Source organism: Bradyrhizobium sp. CCBAU 11361, from assembly GCF_028128935.1.
Classification (GTDB): Bacteria; Pseudomonadota; Alphaproteobacteria; order Rhizobiales; family Xanthobacteraceae; genus Bradyrhizobium; species Bradyrhizobium niftali.
This window is the reverse complement of record NZ_LBJZ01000016.1, coordinates 12,149-30,218: the sequence shown is the minus strand read 5'-3', so window position 1 is coordinate 30,218 and position 18,070 is coordinate 12,149. Positions and strand designations below refer to the sequence as shown.

The following is an 18,070-nucleotide window of genomic DNA, read 5'->3' as shown; positions in this document are numbered from 1 at the left end:
CCACAATGCTTTGGCCGTTCAATCACTTCAGGAAACCCCGCCTAGCCCCGCCGGGCACCATTGAAGCCATCTATGGCATGATCGTGACGCAGGCGCGAGAACCCATATTTTACCGCGACTTGGGCGTGCCGGATACGGTTAACGGGCGTTTCGACCTGTTGCTGCTCCATCTCTGGCTGCTGCTGCGCCGCCTGCGCACGGTCCAGGGCGCCACGGAGCTGTCGCAGGCGCTGTTCGACCGTTTCTGCGAGGACATGGACGACAATCTGCGGGAGATGGGGGTGGGCGACCAGACCGTGCCGAAGCGGATGCGGGCCTTCGGCGAGGCCTTCTACGGCCGGGTGCAGGCCTACGACCAGGCGATCGAAGGTGGCGTTGAGCCGCTGGCGGCGGCGATCTGCAAGAATATCTTGAATGGGGCTGGCCTCGACCGGGCGAAGCGGCTCGCGGCCTACGCGCGGGCCACGGATGCCGATCTCGGCCGGACCGACGAGGCCGCGCTGCTCCGCGCGTCCTTCAACTTTCCCCCGGCGCTTTCCGAGGATGTCACGCCATGAACCGACCGAACACTGGATCCGAGCCCGATCCCTGGCGGGTCCCCGTCATCGTTGCGCAGATTCCCGACACCGGCTTGCACCGCAAGATCGAGGCATCGGCCGCCGAACGGAAGGTCATGGCCGAGGTTGCGGGCGTGCGGGAGATCCTGTCCGCCAATGCCAGCTTCGACGTCGTGCCGAAAAGCGGCGGCCGGCTCCATGTCACGGGCCACGTCCGCGCCCGGGTCGGCCAGACCTGCGTGGTCACGCTCGAGCCGATCGAGAACGAGATCGAGGAGGAGGTGGACCTGACCTTCGCCCCCGAGGCCGAGGCGCGCCGCCTGTCCGACCTGATCGAGGAGGGGCAGGACGACGAGGAGCCGCCGGAGGTCATCGACCCGCCGGAGGCCATCATCAATGGCACCATCGACCTTGGCCGGCTCGCCACCGATGCCTTGTTCCTGGCGATCGACCCCTATCCGCGCAAGCCTGGGGCCGTGTTCGAGGCGGAGGTCGTTGCCCTCGACCCGGAGGACCATCCTTTCGCAGCGCTGAAGGCGCTTCAGGACAAGAAGAAAGGCCAGTAGCTGCCGATTCCCCGTAAGACCGCTTGCCAGGCCGCGCGAGGCCTTTGCGGGAGTGGTTTGAAAGCCTGTTTCATCTATTTGATTTCTATATATTTCTTTCGAATTTTCGCGTTTGCCGCCACGTCGCCACGAATGCAAAAGGCTGGGGGCAAGAGGTTGTTTCGGGATAACAAAACGCTATTGTCGCGCCCCGGTCGGGGCGCGGCGTGACGCCTGGCCGTCGCCATGTCCGTGGCGAACCCATTTCGCGGCTCCCGCTCGTTCAAGACCGCACCAGACCAGGTTTCCAGGACTTTTATGCTAAGCAAGGTTCGCATCGCGCTTGACGCCATGGGAGGCGATGTCGGCCCCGCCGTGATCATTCCAGGTGCCGCCATCTCGCTTCAGAGGCATCGCGAGACCGAATTCCTGCTGGTCGGCGACCGCGCCAGGATCGAGCCCGAACTCGAGAAACACCCCGCGCTCAAGGCCGCTTCCAGGATCGTTCATACCGACGTCGCCGTCAGCATGGAGGACAAGCCGAGCCAGGCGCTGCGCCGTGGCCGCAGGACCTCCTCGATGTGGCTTGCCATCGATGCGGTGAAGAAGGGCGAGGCGGAGGTCGCGGTCTCCGCCGGCAATACCGGCGCGTTGATGGCGATGTCGCGCTTCCACCTGCGCACGCTGCCGGGCATAGACCGGCCGGCGATCACGGGGATATGGCCGACCAAGCGCGGCGAGTCCGTCGTGCTCGACCTCGGCGCCACCATCGGCGGCGATGCGCACCATCTGGTGTCGCTGGCCGTCATGGGCGCGGCGATGGCAAGCGTCCTGTTCAACAAGCCGCGTCCCACGGTCGGCCTGCTCAACATCGGCGCCGAGGAGATCAAGGGGCACGAGGAGATCCGCGAAGCCAGTGAGATCCTGCGGGCGAGGAACCTGCCGGAGCTCGACTATATCGGCTTCGTCGAGGGCGACGGCATCGGCAAGGGGCTGGCCGACGTCATCGTCGCCGAAGGGTTCAGCGGCAACATCGCGCTGAAGGCTGCCGAGGGAACCGCGCGGCAGATGGCGGAATTACTCCGTAACGAGATGCAACGGAGCTGGCTGTCCAAGCTCGGCTATCTCTTTGCGCGCAGCGCGTTCCAGGCCCTGCGGGACAAGATGGACCCCAACAAGTCCAATGGCGGCGTGTTTCTGGGGCTCAAAGGACTGGTGGTTAAAAGCCACGGCGGAACCAGCGCCGAAGGCTTTGCCTATGCGATCGATGTTGGCTATGAGATGGCTCACTACGATCTCCTGAACAAGATCAATCAGACGCTCAACCGCGAGGGTGGTGCACTAAGTTCCGTGCAGCCCGCGCCGGAGGATGTTTCGTGACTCAAATTCGTTCGGTCGTGCTCGGCTGCGGCTCCTACCTGCCGGAGCAGGTGGTGACCAACGCCCAATTGGCGGCGCGTATCGACACGTCCGACGAGTGGATCGTGCAGCGCACCGGCATTCGCGAGCGGCACATTGCGGCCGAGGGCGAGTTCACCTCGCACCTGGCGATCAAGGCGGCGCAGGCCGCGCTTACCGATGCCGGCGTGGACGCGCAGTCGATCGATCTGATCGTGCTGGCGACCTCGACGCCTGACAACACCTTCCCCGCGACGGCTGTCGCCGTGCAGCACGGGCTCGGCATCAACCACGGCGCGGCCTTCGACCTGCAGGCAGTGTGCTCGGGCTTCGTGTTCGCGCTCGCCACCGCCGACAATTTCCTGCGCACCGGCGCCTTCAAGCGCGCGCTGGTGATCGGCGCCGAGACCTTCTCGCGCATCCTCGACTGGAACGACCGCGGCACCTGCGTGCTGTTCGGCGATGGCGCCGGCGCGGTCGTGCTGGAGGCGCAAGAGCAGCCGGGCCGTGCCGCGACCGACCGCGGCATCGTCACCACGCATTTGCGCTCCGACGGCCGCCACAAGGCAAAGCTGTTCGTCGACGGCGGACCGTCCTCGACCCAGACCGTCGGCCATCTGCGCATGGAGGGCCGCGAGGTCTTCAAGCACGCGGTCGGCATGATCACCGACGTGATCGTCGATGCCTTCGAGGCGACCGGGCTCAACGCCGACAGCATCGACTGGTTCGTGCCGCACCAGGCCAACAAGCGAATCATCGACGCTTCCGCGCACAAGCTGCATATCGCGCCGGAGAAGGTGGTGCTGACGGTGGACCGTCACGGCAACACCTCGGCGGCCTCGATCCCGCTGGCGCTGTCGGTGGCGCGCAGGGACGGCCGCATCAAGCGCGGCGACCTGATTCTGCTCGAGGCCATGGGCGGCGGCTTCACCTGGGGCTCGGCGCTGGTGCGCTGGTAGAGCCACAGTCGATAAAATTTTGCCGGAATCAGCGCCGATTATCGATGCGTATGCATTGATGAGCGCTGTTGACCGCCGTATCGTAAGCTCATAATTTCAGACAACAATTGTTCGCCGTGATGTGGGGCAGGGCGATGACCGATCAAAGTAAAACCGTAACGCGTGTTGATCTCTGCGAAGCCGTCTACCAGAAGGTGGGCCTGTCGCGGACGGAATCGTCTGCGTTCGTGGAACTCGTGCTGAAGGAGATCACCGACTGCCTGGAGAAGGGCGAGACGGTGAAGCTGTCCTCGTTCGGTTCCTTCATGGTTCGCAAGAAGGGCCAGCGGATCGGCCGCAACCCGAAGACCGGTACCGAAGTGCCGATCTCGCCGCGTCGCGTCATGGTGTTCAAGCCGTCGGCGATCCTGAAGCAGCGGATCAACTCCCAGCACCGCACCAATGGCGATGCCAGCAAGGCTCAACCCGAGGCGTAATCGCCTTTCGGATAAGGATTTGGCATTTGGACAAGGCGCCGGATGCGTTCCGAACCATCAGCGAAGTAGCGCAGGAACTCGACATTCCGCAGCACGTGCTGCGCTTCTGGGAGACCCGGTTCTCCCAGATCAAGCCGATGAAGCGCAGCGGCGGCCGCCGCTATTACCGCCCCGACGACGTCGACCTGCTCAAGGGCATCCGCCGGCTGCTCTACGGGGAGGGCTACACCATCCGCGGGGTGCAACGGATACTGAAGGAGCACGGCGTCAAATCGGTGCAGGGGCTCGCCGACGGCGCGGCCGCGGTCTCGTTCGGGGCCATCGAGGACGCCATCGGCGCGAGCCTGATGGAGCCGGACGACGAGGAGGCGCCGATCAAGGGCGTCACTGACGCCGACGATGACGACTACCAGGGCGACGAAGAGGAAGGCATCGACTTCCGCTTCACGGAGGTCGACGACGAGGAGATCCTCACCACCTTCCGCAAAGGCGGCACCCCCGCCGCGCCCGCCGGCCCCAGCGCGCTGGACCGGGAGCGGCTGGGTCGGGTACTCGCCGACCTCGTCGCCTGCCGGGAGATGCTGGACCTGGCGCTGAAGGATGGCTAGGGGCCGCATTCCGCCGGCTTTGTGGGGCAGTTCCGGGGCTCTGGGCTCGGAGCCAACCAGATCGCGATACCAAAATGCTGCGACCTCGCCTTGCGCAAAGCGGCGATCCTAGCTAATGGAACGACGTTCGGAGCGTGGCGCAGCCCGGTTAGCGCACTAGTCTGGGAGACTAGGGGTCGGAGGTTCAAATCCTCTCGCTCCGACCATCTAACAAACTGCGATTGCAGGGACATTTTCGCTCCTATCAAAAGCCGATGACGCTCGCACAACCTCGGGGAAGCACCGGGGAAGCACGAGCGCCGATTCTAAGCGCGTCGGGCGGACTTTGCACCGCCCGAAAGTAACGTCAGTTCAGGCGCTGCCGGCTTTCGGCGCCGGCCTTTGCCTCCAGCATTTGGATAGCGGCGGCGAGTGTCACCGCGGCGTCAATCTCGACCAAATTGCCGGGCAGGGGGCGGAACTGGCCGGCGGCTTTGCCTTTGAGCGGCGCCAGCATAGCTGCGGCGGTCGCTGAGCTCACCTGACAGCGAACTAGGGCATTTCCATCCTCGATAGCCAGGATCAGGTCGGTCCCGCGGCGGGCGAGCAGCGCGCCGAGGTCATTCGAGTTCGTTAAGGTGCGGAGGGCGATTGAGCTGCGCATAGTGTTTTGCCTTTCGAGCAAGATGCGAGTCCAGGGGCGAAATGACCGACACTAGACGGCCCCGCGCACCTTTGGGCGTGCGCCTTGGACATACGCGCGCGGCCCCTGGACAAGATTTGTGATTGCCGCTCACCGGATTGGCTATCGGCTAGTGTTTCGGGCTTTCGACCCGCAATCAGGATGCGCTCAGTTGAAAATTGAGCAACGAATATTTTGTCTGGAAAAGTCTAATACGTAAAACCAGACGGCTTAGCGCTTGATCGGATTTGCGTATTTGTCGATTTCAGCGCTTTTGTCGGGTTTTGCAATCGCGCAACACAATACAAGAAATACCTGTGCTGTAAGGCTCTTTGTTACTCGAAGTTTGTGCGCGACCAACCACTTAGCTCGTAAGGCACAGTCGTGCGCACTCCTGCTTGAGCGCTAGATGAAGTTCGAGGTGTCTCGTCGATACGATCGGTGACGGGCCCAGAAAATTGGAGGCGCGCCGGCATGCGACGGGCAGGGCACGACCGCCGCCCACCACGGCCGCACACTACCCCCTCGGGGGGAGGCGCCTATTTGCAGTCAAAAGGCCGCAATGCCGCTCGGCTAATTTTGTAAATCCGAGAAGTTCAGGGTAGTCGCACCGCTTCTAGAGGAACCGGATGTTGACCGGGTTACTGGCGGTCGGCGGATGCTGTCCTCGCAGGGCGTCGAGTTGCGGCTAAAGCACCACTGCGCGAACCTGGGCGACGCCACGATCGGTAATTCCTAAGCTGCGAGCGGCGCCAAGCGAGAGGTCGATGACGCGACCGCGAACCCATGGTCCGCGATCGGTGATACGAACGACCACCGATTTTCTGCTCTTGAGGTCAGTAACGCGAACATGCGTGCCGAACGGCAGATTGCGATGAGCTGCAGTTAGCGAATCCCGATCGAACGTTGCGCCGCTGGCTGTCTTCCGTTTCGAATACGAGTAGAAGGAAGCCTTCCCGGAAAACACTCGGTTGAAAGATCGAGTAGCTGAGCGGTCTTCCGAAGTTTGCGGCGCTTCTTGCTCGATAGGAGACTGCGCCTGCTGGCTCTGGTTGGTCTCCTCCGTTGCCTGAGGGGCGGGCTCGGCGTGTGCGTTTGGAATGATAGACCACCTATCATTGAAGTCCTGTGCCGCAGCAGAGTCTACATGTAACCACATCCACGCTGGGACTGTTGCAATGGCGACTATTCTACAAAGAAGACGCATGGTCGGCCTCACTGCAATTTTAAAGTGGAAGGACAATGCGATCTTTCGAGGCGCGTTCCTGAATACGCTTTCCTGTGTGGGCGAAAGGTGAATGCATACCGATGTTACCGAATGGGGCGCGGGATTCGCGAGACGCAATGCAGCAAAGCGGCGGTCTCGTTGCAGCGCATCACGCCACACCTTGTCAGTCCTGCATAAGGGTAGGGGCGCGTCATCTGGCCGGACGGGTGTGCGTCAAATGGGCTATAAGATTTTAAACGCAGAGGCCTCTGAGTGACGATCCCGCGCCGTAACCTTCTGCTCACTTTCGTACTCTAAAGTTATATCCACGGACGCAACGCCGCTTCGCCGACGGCACCCATCGCGCAATCCCGCGCTTTTCCTCTCACCCCGTCGGCGACCAATGTCATCAACGCCCTACGACCGTCAGACGTCCTTTGCGCTGTTCAGCGCCGAAAATCCTTCGAAACAGCAGTCCGGCACGGACCTCGACGCCGAGTTCAATGCCGTCAAAATCGCCCTCGACGACACCCAACAGAGCCTGGCGAAAATTCAAGATGCCGATGGTGTCTTGAAACGGGGCAGCGTCGGTCGCGCGCAGTTCGACAGCAGCGTCAGCCTCGGTTTTGCCGCACCGGCGCAGTGGGCGAGCGGGGTCCTGTATACCGCGAACGTCAATACGGTCTTCCACGACTCAACTTTCTTCATCGCAAACACGACGCATACGTCAGGTCCGACATTCGAGCTCGGCAAATGGGACGGGATTGCTGACTTCACGGCGGCTTCTGCGATCGTGGATGGATCAATTACGTTGGCCAAGCTGGCGGACGGCGCGGTCGCGGCAAACAAGCTGGCAGACGGCGTCGTTTCGAACACCAAGATAGCGACCGGCGCGGTCACCACGAACAAGGTGGCTGACCAAGGCATCACCAATCCGAAAATCGCGGACTCTGCGGTGAGTTTCACGAAGCTGGCCGGCGACGCCAATCAGGTGATTCCTGCCGGCGCGTTGATGCCGTACGCGGGTGCGTCGGCTCCTGATGGGTGGTTGTTATGCGTGGGTCAATCAGTGCAGCGTGCCGACTATCCGGCGCTATTTGCGGCGCTCGGCACGACCTATGGCGCACTTGACGCTTCGCATTTCACACTTCCGGACATGCGTGGTCGCGTGCCGGCGGGTGTGGATGGCGGCGCGGGCCGACTTTCGTCCGGCTATTTCGGCGCATCGCCTGCACTCGGCGCAACGGGTGGTTCGGAAAACCACGCGCTGACGACGGCCCAAATGCCGTCGCACGGCCACGGCGTCACCGATCCCGGCCATACTCACGGTTATGTTCAGGTTTTCCGCGCAGGCTTCGAAGCGAACGGCAACGGTGTCGGCCTCACCGCAAGTGCTCAAGGCGCGAGTACGAACTCTGCCACGACGGGGGTATCGATACAAAGTACCGGCGGGGGCGGTGCGCACAACAACGTCCAGCCGACGATCGTGCTGAACTACCTCATCAAGGCGCACTGACGATGCCGCAATTGGTCGAGTTCGAAGGTCAACGTCACGAGTTTCCCGACGACTTCACTCAAGCGGAGATCCAGCGAGCACTGACCTCCCGTCCGCGCGCTCCGCAACTTGCTGACGTGACCGCTTCCGATCGCCGTTTTCCGATGGCCGGAGACGCTCGGTCTGTGCCTGCGCCGCAGCCGATCCATGCGCAAGGGCCTGATGGCGCGATCGTCGAATTTTCCGCCGACACCTCAAATAAGGTGATGACCGAAGCTCTGCAAAGGCACTACGGCGGACCGGGGCAATCACCTATTCCTCCACTACCGCCGGGCTACAAACTCGACTCGCCAGCGGGGACGGCGATACCACCGCTTCCCCCCGGCTATACGCTCGATCGCAACACGCTCGTGCCTGTGGATCACGATCCTTTCGCTCAGCCGGCCGCACCTACACAGCCAAAGCTCGTGCCTGTCGATCATGACCCGTTCGCGGCGTTTCCCGACGCGCCGCCCGCTGCCGCACCATCCGCTCCTGTCACCACGCCCCAAGGCCGTATCTACGTCTCGCCGGCCGACGCCACGCCGAAGCCAAACACCGCTCCGAGCTCACTTCACAGCCTGGCCGTCGGCGCCCAAGGCGTTGGCAAGGGCCTCACCGACATCGTGACGGGGCCGTTCGACCTCGTCGCAGGAGCACAGAATCTCGTCGTCGGCGGCGTCAACAAGCTGTTCGGTACGAATATCCCCATGGCCACGCCGGCGTCCAAGCTGGTCGAGAAAGCCACCGGACCATTCAGCATTCCCGAGAGCGAGATGTCCCCGGGCGAGAAGCTCGGTTACAACGTCAACCGGTTCGGCACCCAGGCACTCGGCACGGGCGCCATGCTCGCCGCTCGAGCTCCGAGCGTCGCCGCCGCGACAACTCGGGCCGACACGGCTGTTGGACGCGTCTTCGACCACCTGTCCCGGCCTTACACCGAGGCGCCGGCGCGGACGCTTTTCGGCGACACGATCGGCGGCATGGGCTCCGGCGTCGCGGTGAATGCAGCGGACGACTACATTCCCGAGCACGCTGTTGTCGGGGACACATGGCCTAAGGCGGTCGCCAACGCGCTCGCGCCTGTCGTCGGCGCCATCGGGGCGAACAACCTCCAAGGTATGACGGAAGGGCTTGCGGGCCTAATCCGAAACGTCGCGGCGAAGTCGTTTGGCTCCGCTTCGGCGCCGATCCCGCTCAACCCGAACACCAGGGCGCCATATAGCACCGCCGATGTCGATCGAGCGGCCGCGAAGATCCAAGACGCCGCATCCGGCGCGCCACGCGCGCTGGCGCAAGACATCCGCGAGAACGCCGCGGCCTTGTCGCGGCCGGCAGAGGAAGGCGCCTCGCCATTGCAAAATTCAGCCATGCCGACGTCCGGCCTGTTGTCGGGCGATCCTGGCCTCATTGCCGCAGAACAAGGCGCGCGCCTCAAAGCCGCTCCGGACTTCATCAAGCGCGACCAGAATGTGAAGGCGGCCGCGGCTGACCGCGTCGAGGCCATGCGAGATCCGGAAGCCGACCTCGGCGCCGTAATGCGCCGCGCCGCGCAGGCGCGTGAGGAGCGAATGGGCGCCGCGGAGAACGACATCCTCCAGCGGGAAGATGCGACCCGAGCTGTCGATCAAATCCGGGCAGACCAAGGAGAACCGCTCGGCGCGCTTGCAAACAGCGAAGTCAAAGCAAATGCTTCGCGGCGGTTAGACGAGGCCCTCGTCGAGCGGACTTACATCCCAGCGCGAGCAGAGAAAAACAGGTTGTTCGACACCGCCCCCGGTCGTGCCGACGAGCTGCCGGCCGACAATATTTTTGGCGCGGTCGATCGGGTCCGCGCGCGCGCAAATGGACTGGCCCCAGGCGTTCTGCCGGAAGACTTTATGCGGCGGCTCGACACCCTTCGGCCGCAGATGGTCGAACACGCTCCCGAAAGCGGCCAAATGGTCAATGTGGGTGGCCCCGGCACGGTAAATGGCGGCGATCTGGCTGATCTGCGTAAGTTCATCGGTCCAGCTATCGAGCGGGCGCAGGCGTCCGGTAATTTCGACTTGGCGGACAATCTGCACTCGCTTCGCAGCGCCTTGAACCGCACGATCGAAGAAGCTCCCGGCTATTCGGAAGCAAATGCCAACTACCGGCGCTTCGCGGATCGCTTCCGGCCCGAGCGCAATGACGAGATGGCTCGACTGACCCGCGAGCTCGATCGAGGCGGCCAGGACGCCGACGGTCAGCTCAACCGTGCGGGGACGCCGCCGAGTGCCACCGCGGCTCGATTCCTCAACACCGCCGAGAACGCGGCCGCCTTGCCGCGCGCGCTCGAAGGGTCGCCGGCGGCGCCGGCCGGATACGCGGCGCTTCGCGACTATCTCCGTGCGGACTTCGCCAAATCTGCCCTCAACAACGACGGGACAGTCAACTCGATCCGGGCGAATGCATGGGCACGAAACAATGCGGACGTATTAGCGCAATTTCCCTTGGTGCGCGGTGAGTTCGATGACATCACCGCGGCCGCGCGTCGTGGAGATCAGATGTCGACGCAAGCGCGTGCGGACCTCGAGACGGCGCGAGCGGCTCACAAGGCGACTGAAGCTGAAATTGATCGATCGGCAGTCGGTACCTTATTTCGCGAGGATCCTCGTGACGTTGCTCAGAAGCTGCTCGGCGGCAAATACGACGCCGGAACCAAGCTGGACGAGATCAACGCACTTATCAAAAACGACCCGCAAGCGGTGCGCGGCTGGAAGGCTGCTGTATCCGAGGTCCTGGCAGATAAGGTTCAAGGCACTCGGCAGGTGGGCGAGACGCTTGACGTTCAATTTGCCCGACTGGCACGGGAGTTCAAAGACAATGAATCACTGCTCGCGAAGACGTTCTCTCCGGAGGAGATGAGCAATCTCCGACAAGCGCACAAGATCCTGTCGTATTTCAAGGAGGCCGAAAAGCGGGCGACCGTTGGCTCTGATACCGCCGAGAAGCTCAATGTTCCTGGCTGGGCTCAGTTGGCCGTTCGCCACTTCAAGGGTGATCTCGCTGGCGGCGGCTTGATTAAGCGGTTCAAGCTGCTCCTCGAGATGCTCCCTTCCAGCAAGCAGAATGCGGACGAGATCATTCACATGGCTTGGTTCGATCCGAACGTGGCGGCCTATCTCCTGGAGCGGCCCGTAAAGAATCCGAATGTGCCTGCATACAATATCGACTTGCGTCGATTGATTGCCGCGGCGAACGCCTCGCGCGACGACTAAACAGAGGAAGTAGATGCCTTCTCTAGCGCCATACGATCTCACCGATCAGCAACGCACCCTTGTGCGGTTCATCGTCAATGAGGGTAAGCGGCCCGAGGAAGCTGCCGAGCTCGCCGGCTATCACCCTAAGTCGGTCTATAAGACAATGCGATTGCCTGCGGTCGCGGCCGCGATCTCGGAATCGATCCAGCTTGACCTTGCCGTGGTGGGCGCTCCGCTCGCTTATCGAGTCGCCAAGTCGCTCCTCCAGGATACAAGCGTTAGCGCCCGCGTCCGCGCGGATCTTTCCATCAAAGTGTTAGACCGGGCAGGGCACATTGCTCCTACTCGCAGGGACACGTCCTCACAACAGAAGGCGCTGTCTGAGATGTCTCGAGACGAGCTCGCGGCCTTCATTGAGCGCAACCAGACGGAAATCGACAAAGTCGAGAGCGAGTTGGCGTCGAGGGCTAAGGACGTCTCTCAATATCTGCGGTGAGATTAAGGCATTGCTTTGGATGCGATCTCGGCTTCGGCGATCGGCTCCGACTTCACATTGACGGTGACTTCCATGCTGGCATCGTCGCCGGCATCGCCCCAATAGCTGCCTGAAAGGGGGATAGCCTGAGCCGGGGTCCGAGCAACGCCAACCCTGATAAGGTCCCGATTCCCTACTATGCCGTTGGTCGGATCGAACTCGACCCAGCCCGAACCCGGCACATAGATTGAACACCAGGCGTGCGTCGATCCGCCTCCGAGCCGGGTCGGTCCATCGCGATCGGGCACATAGACGTATCCAGTGATGAAGCGAGCGGCGAAGCCGAGCGAGCGCGCGGCTTCCATCATCAGCAGCGCGAAGTCGCGGCAAGTCCCCCGTTGAAGACCTATGGTTTCCGCAGGTGTTTGGGTGCCTCGTATTGTGCGGCGCTGGTAGGAAAATCCCTCCGCGATAGCCTCGTTGAGCGTCATGAGCAACTGCCCCGTAGGGCGATTAACGCCGAGCGGCACGAACTTGGAAAGCCACTCGGGGACGGCTGTATCGGCTGGATAATGGCGACGGATGTATGGGTCTAAATCCGGCAGCTCATTGTCGTCATAAGCGAACGGATGCTCCCGAGCGTATTCCTCGATCCGAAAGTCGGGAGCATTTTCCGGGGTATGCTCGAGACGGATTGTTGTTTCAAACCCCAGATCCTCTGCCGAGATATTGAAGTCAACCAACGTTAGGCAATTGCCGAACACGTCGTGTATCCAACGGATCTCGATGGGATCCGGCTTTATCGCAAGTTGGCAGTCGAGCAGCCGCTGATCGAAACTGTCTCGCGGACGAAAAAGCATTTGATGCTGGCCCAGCTTTACTGGCCGGGGATAGCGATAAGCAGTGCTGTGGTGGACGGTGTAAATGGTCATCGCATGCGCTCGGAACCGCAAGATAAGACCCGGTCTTGCCGGTAGTCCGCCAGCGGAAATCGATTTGTTCGTCCCGCACAACTGTCCTTCATTTCAGCAGCATAGCCGAAGTAGAGCGAGGAACAAATCAGGGCTGGGTGCGCTTTGTCTGTCACGGTCAACGGCGACGGGTAGGGAGACGGCTTTGAAGATCCGGGCAGGCTACGATATCGCGTTCGAATGCTTTCAGGATGTTCCGATGGTGCTCATGCTCACCGTCCATCCTTCGCGACATGCAGATATCCTGACCGACCATACTCTCCAGGTGTCACCGAAGGTGCTGGCCAAAAATTACACGGACGTCTTCGGCAATATTTGCACTCGCCTTGTTGCACCGACCGGCCTGATCGAGATTCGCAACGAATTCACTGTCGCGGATAGCGGTCTGCCCGATGCGGTCGCGCCGAATGCTGCTCAAGTTCCCCTCCACGAGTTGCCGGACGAGGCGTTGATGTATTTGTTGGGCAGCCGGTACTGCGATACGCAGAAGCTAACAGACGTTGCTTGGTCGACGTTTGGTCAGATCAACGGCGGCTGGCAGCGCGTCCAGGCCATCTGCGACTATGTGCACGACCGCATTCAATTTGGCTACCACTTTGCCCGGAGCGATCGCACGGCCTCTGAGGGCCACCAGGAGCGAGTAGGGGTGTGCCGAGATTTCGCGCATTTGGCTGTGGCACTGTGTCGATGCATGAACATTCCAGCGCGATATTGTACCGGTTATCTCGGTGATATCGGCGTTCCGCCTGATCCGGCGCCCATGGATTTTAGCGCCTGGTTTGAAGCTTACATCGGCGGACAGTGGTACACTTTCGACGCGCGGCACAACCACGCCCGCATTGGTCGAGTGGTGATTGCACGCGGTCGGGATGCCGCGGACGTGGCGATCTCAACTGCGTTCGGCCCCACGAGGCTTGCGCGCTTCAAAGTGCTGACTGAAGAGGTGCCGGCTGACGAAGCTTTTTCGCTACAGCCACGAGTGGAGACGTCAAGCGACAGTTTACTGGTCCAGCGGCAGTTCGCTTGATTCGAATTTGACACTTAGTTTGTCTGGTACTTCGATCGCAAGCTAGCCGTGGGGGACCGGCCTCTTGGAGGGGCGCCATCTGCTGAGCCGACGTCCCCGACATCTCGGCCTGCTTCTCGACGATAGCACGCAAGGTGCGTGATGCACCCTATCGGGGCTGGAAAGCTCCCACCTGAGCTCATTTAAGCGGGCGGCGTTTTTTTTCTGATACCCGACCCGATTGACTCTGGGTTCGCGTTTCGTTCTATTGGGCAAAATCCAGGTTTGGTCGTGCCCACACTCGAATATCTCCGCTCGGAAATCGAGCGCATGCGCACGCAGATTGGTCGGCAACGCAAGGAAATCCTCCAGCTTCAACGGGCCGGAATAGGGACGGCTTCGGCTGAAGCGCTCCTGACCCGGATGCAGGCGAAGGTGGAGCAGCTTGCTGCCCAGCGAGACGAGGTGAAGAAGGCTGAACCGCGGGAGACGCGTACGCGCGTTTTGGGAGGCCGGAAATGGTAGGCGAGCGACCGAAGTATTTCTCCGACATGACGAACCCACCCGAGTTCCTCAAGTCTCTCGAACAGACGCGGCGGCTGTGCTGTCGTGAAGGCTGGTGCAGGCCGCACATCGAGGCGATCCAGGTCGCGATCGACCAGTATGCGGAAGCGGCGATGGGTAATCGCGCCTTCTTCCTCAACAAGCCGCACAGCATTGGGTGAGGTGTTGCTCCAGGAGAACGCTCTATCACATCGCGTTCTCCAGTCGTTCGATTGGCGTTCTCGTTGACGTTGAAAATACAACCGGAAAACGCGTTTGCGGTTGTATTGAGGAACGCTGAGGCGGCGTTGTAGTTACGGCCTCGCGTGTAGTTCATGGATAGACTGCCCGCCGTTGACCCAACGGCAGGCTTTTTGTGAGTTGCGTAAGTGGCGAAGCGTATCAAGGCAGTGATGCCGCGGTTCATTAAACCCCAGCTGGCGACCCTCAAAATGAAAGCCCCTGCGGGCGAGGGCTGGATTCACGAAATCAAATACGACGGCTACCGGGTGCAAATCCACGTCGATCGAGGTGCGGCAAAAATCTTCACCCGTAACGGCCATGACTGGACAAAGCGGTTCTCGGCTATTGCTGGCGCCTTCAGGCTGAAAAGTCAGACCATCTTCGATGGCGAGGTTGTCGTCGTCCATGAAGGGCGCACCAACTTCTCGAAGCTGCAGGCAGACCTGGCCAAAGGTCGGCAGGATCGGATGCTGTTCTATGCCTTCGACATCCTCTTCCACAACGGAGAGGACCTTCGGAGCAAGCCGCAACTCAAGCGCAAGGAGATTCTGAAAGAGCTGATCGACATGCTTGATCCTCCCGTTCTGTACAGCGACCATCTCGAAGGTGGCGGCCATCAATTATTCGAGGGCGCCGCGAGGCTGAACTATGAGGGCATCGTCTCCAAGCGTGTCGATGCGCCCTACCGTTCTGACCGCAACGAAGGCTGGCTAAAAATAAAGACTGTCCAGAAGGGCAAATTTCCCGTGGTCGGATTCATCAAAGATCCATCCGGCGTCGCCGCGCTATATTTAGGAAAAAAAGAAGGTAAGAATCTTGTCTATATGGGCAAGGTCGGAACGGGCTGGGACCGGACTACGTCCGCCAAGATGCGTCGGGCTCTCGACGCCGTGATTAGTCCAAAGAGTAAACTGAGTAAGCAGCTCAAGAAGCCGAAAGCCACCTGGGTTGAGCCTGTTTTTGCAGCAGAAATTGAGTATCGCGATATCACGTCAGAAGGACTGCTGCGTGCCAGTGCCCTAAAAGGATTCTCCAGGTCTTGACGTTTGTTAGGTCTGGTTTCCGACTTGAGGTGTACGATGACTCTATCACCGCACGGATCGTGGCTTATATCGGTGATGAGAACGCCAATTGCGCTCCCGCCTTTCTCTAACGAAAGGAGCGCGCCATGCAGAAACGGCGTCGTTTCAAACAAACCGAAACTTTGGATCAACGTCTTGCAAAGGAAGCCGAGAGGTTGAGGGCGGAGGTCCAGGCAATGCCGCCGGGTCTCGAACGCGAACATCTTCTTCGCAAAGCGAAGCAGGCAGAAACAGCTTCGCACATGAATGACTGGCTCAGGTCCCCTGGCTTGCAGCCGCCAAAATGAAAAAATCTCCGTTGATAGTTCACGCGGCTCAACTGCTTAGGCGGGCTCGCAAGACGCCGGTCGGCCCCGCTCGAAACGATCTGCGGCAGTTGGCACAAGGCCTCCTAAGACTTCACAAAGCAGGACTGCGAGCCAACGTGGAGGTCGTCGAGGCGAAGTACCGGTCGACAGTCCACTAGGAACGGCGGGCGGTGCTGCGGGTTCTGCTTTAATGAGCGAACCTATCCCTTGGCTGATTGAGTCTTCCATCCAGATCGCCTGGAATTATTTGGAGCGTGCGGGCGAGCGCGCCATCGAAGCCTACCAACGCCATCGACGCGTGATCGCAGCATGACCGATTCCCATTGCACAGTTTGCCATGGTCTCGGTTGGGTCTGCGAAAATCATCCGGACAAGGCGTGGACCGAAGGTGTGGGAGGCTGCCAGTGTGGCGCCGGTATGCCGTGTGTCTGCAACAGCGGCGTCGATGGCGTACCCGACATCGAGGCGGTCATTGTAGAAATTGAGACCGATCCCAAGCGACTCAATTGAGCACGAACAAGAAGGGGCTACAAATGAACCATCGGATTGACGAGAGCATTGCGGCCCGCGCTTACGAGCTGTGGGAACAGGCGGGAAAGCCGGAAGGGCGAGACGAGGAGTTCTGGCGCTTGGCCGAACAGGAATTGATCAACCAGGATCAAAGCTCACCTCGACGAACACCGGATGCGCTTTAGGCGAGGAGCTACCCGTCGTACCCGCGCTTGCCGGCTATCATCTGCCCTGCGCAACGCTGAGGAAATTTAGCGGGCGGTCTTTAGAAGACACCATGGGAGAACCTGTCCAGTGCCGGCGACGTCTCGGCCCCGACTGTCCGCAGACGGATCATCTCCATTGAGAAGCCGAAGGGTTTGAAACGCTTCCTGTACAGATATTTTGATTTGGCGCGGACTTGGGGGGCTTATTCCGGATGGTTGCGGCACCCTGGTATTAGAGAAGGTCGAGTTGATGGCTTCTGTCAAAGCGGAATTGGATAAATACTTTGAATTGTTTCGGCGACGGGTGCCTACGAAGGTGTCGACCTTCATTCTGTGGCTACGAGAACCATCCTCGTTTTGGGTCCGTGTCGTTGTCGCCGGGTTGCTCGTCCTAGGAGGCGTCTTCAGCTTTCTGCCTATCTTCGGGCTCTGGATGCTGCCTCTGGGCCTTCTTCTTATCGCACAGGACATCCCTATTCTACAGAAGCCTCTTCTCATGGCTTTGAGGTGGATCGAGGCCAAGTGGGCGCAGCTGAGAGCGCTCTTTAAGAAACCATCACGCTGATGGACATGATCCGGCACGCTCACTCGATCCGGGGCGCCACCCGATATACGGGCGCCAAACAACTGCACGACCTGCGTATCGGTGCCGCACAAGTCACCTTGCCGCGCGGTGAAACACCGCGCGACGATGAGTAGCATTGCTTTTTTTATCGCCCAGTTCGTTCCTTGGAAAGCAGATCTTGTCGATCGTGGGTGCGCTCTCGCGAGAGGCCAGCACATGATTGAGCTTTGGAACAAGTGGTCCGGGACCTTGGCCTCTGTCGAGGCGCTGGCAGCCGTCGTCGTTATTGCCGTGGTGACCGCTGGCATTCTTACACTAATTGAGAGCCAGCGGCATAGGACAAAACATTGATGGGGAGGCGTCGGAAAACGGTCAGCTAGACCAGAATAGTTCGGCTGGCGAGTGGCGTTAGAAAAGCTCTTATGCAGGAGGATCAAATGATCCTTTCTCGCGCGAGTTGGACAAGCAGGAATGCTCCTTGGCGGGAAGCATTTTGCACATGCGCGGTGTTGAGCATACTGGTCGCAGCTCCTGCATTCTTGATGATACTCCTGCTGGATTCCCAGCTCGTCTTACCAGCGCTCAGTATTCTATTTTTCTCAGACGCGATGATCACTGCGCTCTTGGCTTGGGCAAAGTCGGGAAATGCGACATTAGAAACTGGAACGCTATGGGATGTTGCGGGGGCATTGACCATGTTGGGGTGTGCCGCAGCGATTCTTGGCGAACCAGATCAAGTGGCATTGCTTTTCGAGCAGCCCGTCGGACAACATTCGGACGCGGCTCCAGGCGATAGCGCAAGCCCCCGATCACCGGTGGCGTTAGGAGCCTATCGGTCAGCAGATTTTTAATCTGTTGGGTGCGGGTTCGAACTCGCGGGCGGCCTTTTGTTCTTTTTACTGTGCGATTTGGGGGCTGCCATGGACCGCAATCAATACCGCTGTACCGCGTGCGACAAGCCGCGAAAGTTCGTCAGTAGCGAGCCAGCCGCA

General features: G+C 60.6%; 20 protein-coding genes and 1 tRNA gene. 18 read left to right on the top strand and 3 right to left on the bottom strand.

Features of this window, described 5'->3' with window-relative positions:
- Window positions 1–5: 5 nt before the first annotated feature.
- The 7 genes from XI08_RS05780 (at window position 6) to XI08_RS05750 (ending at window position 4,749) form a co-directional block, all read left to right on the top strand.
- Entirely contained in the window at window positions 6–557 is a 552-nt protein-coding gene (locus XI08_RS05780; RefSeq protein ID WP_271573715.1) for a ubiquinol-cytochrome C chaperone family protein, read from the top strand.
- Window positions 554–1,123, top strand: coding sequence for a YceD family protein (locus XI08_RS05775; protein ID WP_271573714.1), 570 nt, complete (start codon window positions 554–556; stop codon window positions 1,121–1,123). The genes XI08_RS05780 and XI08_RS05775 overlap by 4 nt, the downstream gene beginning before the upstream one ends.
- 297 nt (window positions 1,124–1,420) lie before the next feature.
- Entirely contained in the window at window positions 1,421–2,482 is a 1,062-nt protein-coding gene (gene plsX, locus XI08_RS05770; protein WP_271573713.1) for a phosphate acyltransferase PlsX, read from the top strand.
- A complete protein-coding gene (locus tag XI08_RS05765) occupies window positions 2,479–3,459 on the top strand; it encodes a beta-ketoacyl-ACP synthase III (protein WP_271573712.1) in 981 nt (326 codons plus the stop codon). The genes plsX and XI08_RS05765 overlap by 4 nt, the downstream gene beginning before the upstream one ends.
- A 134-nt stretch (window positions 3,460–3,593) precedes the next feature.
- Window positions 3,594–3,935 (top strand): integration host factor subunit alpha, encoded by a 342-nt coding sequence (locus XI08_RS05760; protein WP_027548240.1) that lies wholly within the window; start codon window positions 3,594–3,596, stop codon window positions 3,933–3,935.
- A 26-nt stretch (window positions 3,936–3,961) separates the two neighbouring features.
- Window positions 3,962–4,543 carry a MerR family transcriptional regulator gene (locus XI08_RS05755; RefSeq protein ID WP_027548239.1) on the top strand — a complete coding sequence of 194 codons (582 nt, stop codon included), beginning with the start codon at window positions 3,962–3,964 and terminating at the stop codon, window positions 4,541–4,543.
- A 128-nt stretch (window positions 4,544–4,671) separates the two neighbouring features.
- Window positions 4,672–4,749 (top strand) — tRNA-Pro (locus XI08_RS05750).
- Between the two features lie 140 nt (window positions 4,750–4,889).
- Here the strand turns inward: XI08_RS05750 and XI08_RS05745 are convergent.
- Both XI08_RS05745 and XI08_RS05740 read right to left on the bottom strand, forming a co-directional pair.
- On the bottom strand, window positions 4,890–5,207 hold the full coding sequence (locus XI08_RS05745; protein ID WP_271573711.1) for a hypothetical protein: 318 nt from the start codon (window positions 5,205–5,207) through the stop codon (window positions 4,890–4,892).
- A gap of 685 nt (window positions 5,208–5,892) precedes the next feature.
- Window positions 5,893–6,363 (bottom strand): septal ring lytic transglycosylase RlpA family protein, encoded by a 471-nt coding sequence (locus XI08_RS05740; RefSeq protein ID WP_271573729.1) that lies wholly within the window; start codon window positions 6,361–6,363, stop codon window positions 5,893–5,895.
- A 451-nt stretch (window positions 6,364–6,814) separates the two neighbouring features.
- On the opposite strand from XI08_RS05740, the gene XI08_RS05735 reads away from it, so the two are divergent.
- From XI08_RS05735 to XI08_RS05725, 3 genes are read left to right on the top strand one after another with little or no spacing between them, the layout of a single operon-like run.
- Window positions 6,815–7,927, top strand: a complete 1,113-nt coding sequence (locus XI08_RS05735) for a phage tail protein (protein ID WP_271573710.1) — start codon at window positions 6,815–6,817, stop codon at window positions 7,925–7,927.
- Window positions 7,928–7,929: 2 nt separating this feature from the next.
- Window positions 7,930–11,187: a hypothetical protein gene (locus XI08_RS05730; protein ID WP_271573709.1), complete on the top strand. Its 3,258-nt coding sequence runs from the start codon at window positions 7,930–7,932 to the stop codon at window positions 11,185–11,187.
- 13 nt (window positions 11,188–11,200) lie between these two features.
- Window positions 11,201–11,665, top strand: coding sequence for a hypothetical protein (locus tag XI08_RS05725; RefSeq protein WP_027548455.1), 465 nt, complete (start codon window positions 11,201–11,203; stop codon window positions 11,663–11,665).
- A gap of 2 nt (window positions 11,666–11,667) precedes the next feature.
- On the opposite strand, the gene XI08_RS05720 is transcribed toward XI08_RS05725, so the two are convergent.
- Entirely contained in the window at window positions 11,668–12,576 is a 909-nt protein-coding gene (locus tag XI08_RS05720; protein WP_271573708.1) for a transglutaminase family protein, read from the bottom strand.
- 184 nt (window positions 12,577–12,760) lie between these two features.
- Between XI08_RS05720 and XI08_RS05715 the strand changes: the two genes are divergently transcribed.
- The 8 genes from XI08_RS05715 to XI08_RS05680 all read left to right on the top strand — a co-directional run bounded on the left by XI08_RS05715 (window position 12,761) and on the right by XI08_RS05680 (window position 16,492).
- Complete coding sequence (locus XI08_RS05715) at window positions 12,761–13,642, top strand: transglutaminase family protein (RefSeq protein ID WP_271573707.1); 882 nt, start codon at window positions 12,761–12,763, stop codon at window positions 13,640–13,642.
- A gap of 270 nt (window positions 13,643–13,912) precedes the next feature.
- A complete protein-coding gene (locus XI08_RS05710) occupies window positions 13,913–14,146 on the top strand; it encodes a hypothetical protein (protein ID WP_271573706.1) in 234 nt (77 codons plus the stop codon).
- The gene (locus XI08_RS05705; RefSeq protein WP_271573705.1) at window positions 14,140–14,346 is read left to right on the top strand and encodes a hypothetical protein; all 207 of its coding nucleotides are present in this window, start codon (window positions 14,140–14,142) and stop codon (window positions 14,344–14,346) included. The genes XI08_RS05710 and XI08_RS05705 overlap by 7 nt, the downstream gene beginning before the upstream one ends.
- A 207-nt stretch (window positions 14,347–14,553) precedes the next feature.
- Complete coding sequence (gene ligD / locus XI08_RS05700; protein ID WP_333927005.1) at window positions 14,554–15,450, top strand: non-homologous end-joining DNA ligase; 897 nt, start codon at window positions 14,554–14,556, stop codon at window positions 15,448–15,450.
- A gap of 125 nt (window positions 15,451–15,575) precedes the next feature.
- Window positions 15,576–15,776, top strand: coding sequence for a hypothetical protein (locus XI08_RS05695; protein ID WP_271573704.1), 201 nt, complete (start codon window positions 15,576–15,578; stop codon window positions 15,774–15,776).
- A gap of 211 nt (window positions 15,777–15,987) precedes the next feature.
- Window positions 15,988–16,110 carry a hypothetical protein gene (locus XI08_RS05690; protein ID WP_271573703.1) on the top strand — a complete coding sequence of 41 codons (123 nt, stop codon included), beginning with the start codon at window positions 15,988–15,990 and terminating at the stop codon, window positions 16,108–16,110.
- Window positions 16,107–16,307: a hypothetical protein gene (locus XI08_RS05685; RefSeq protein ID WP_271573702.1), complete on the top strand. Its 201-nt coding sequence runs from the start codon at window positions 16,107–16,109 to the stop codon at window positions 16,305–16,307. The genes XI08_RS05690 and XI08_RS05685 overlap by 4 nt, the downstream gene beginning before the upstream one ends.
- On the top strand, window positions 16,304–16,492 hold the full coding sequence (locus XI08_RS05680) for a DUF2934 domain-containing protein (RefSeq protein ID WP_442869767.1): 189 nt from the start codon (window positions 16,304–16,306) through the stop codon (window positions 16,490–16,492). The genes XI08_RS05685 and XI08_RS05680 overlap by 4 nt, the downstream gene beginning before the upstream one ends.
- Window positions 16,493–18,070: the final 1,578 nt, after the last annotated feature.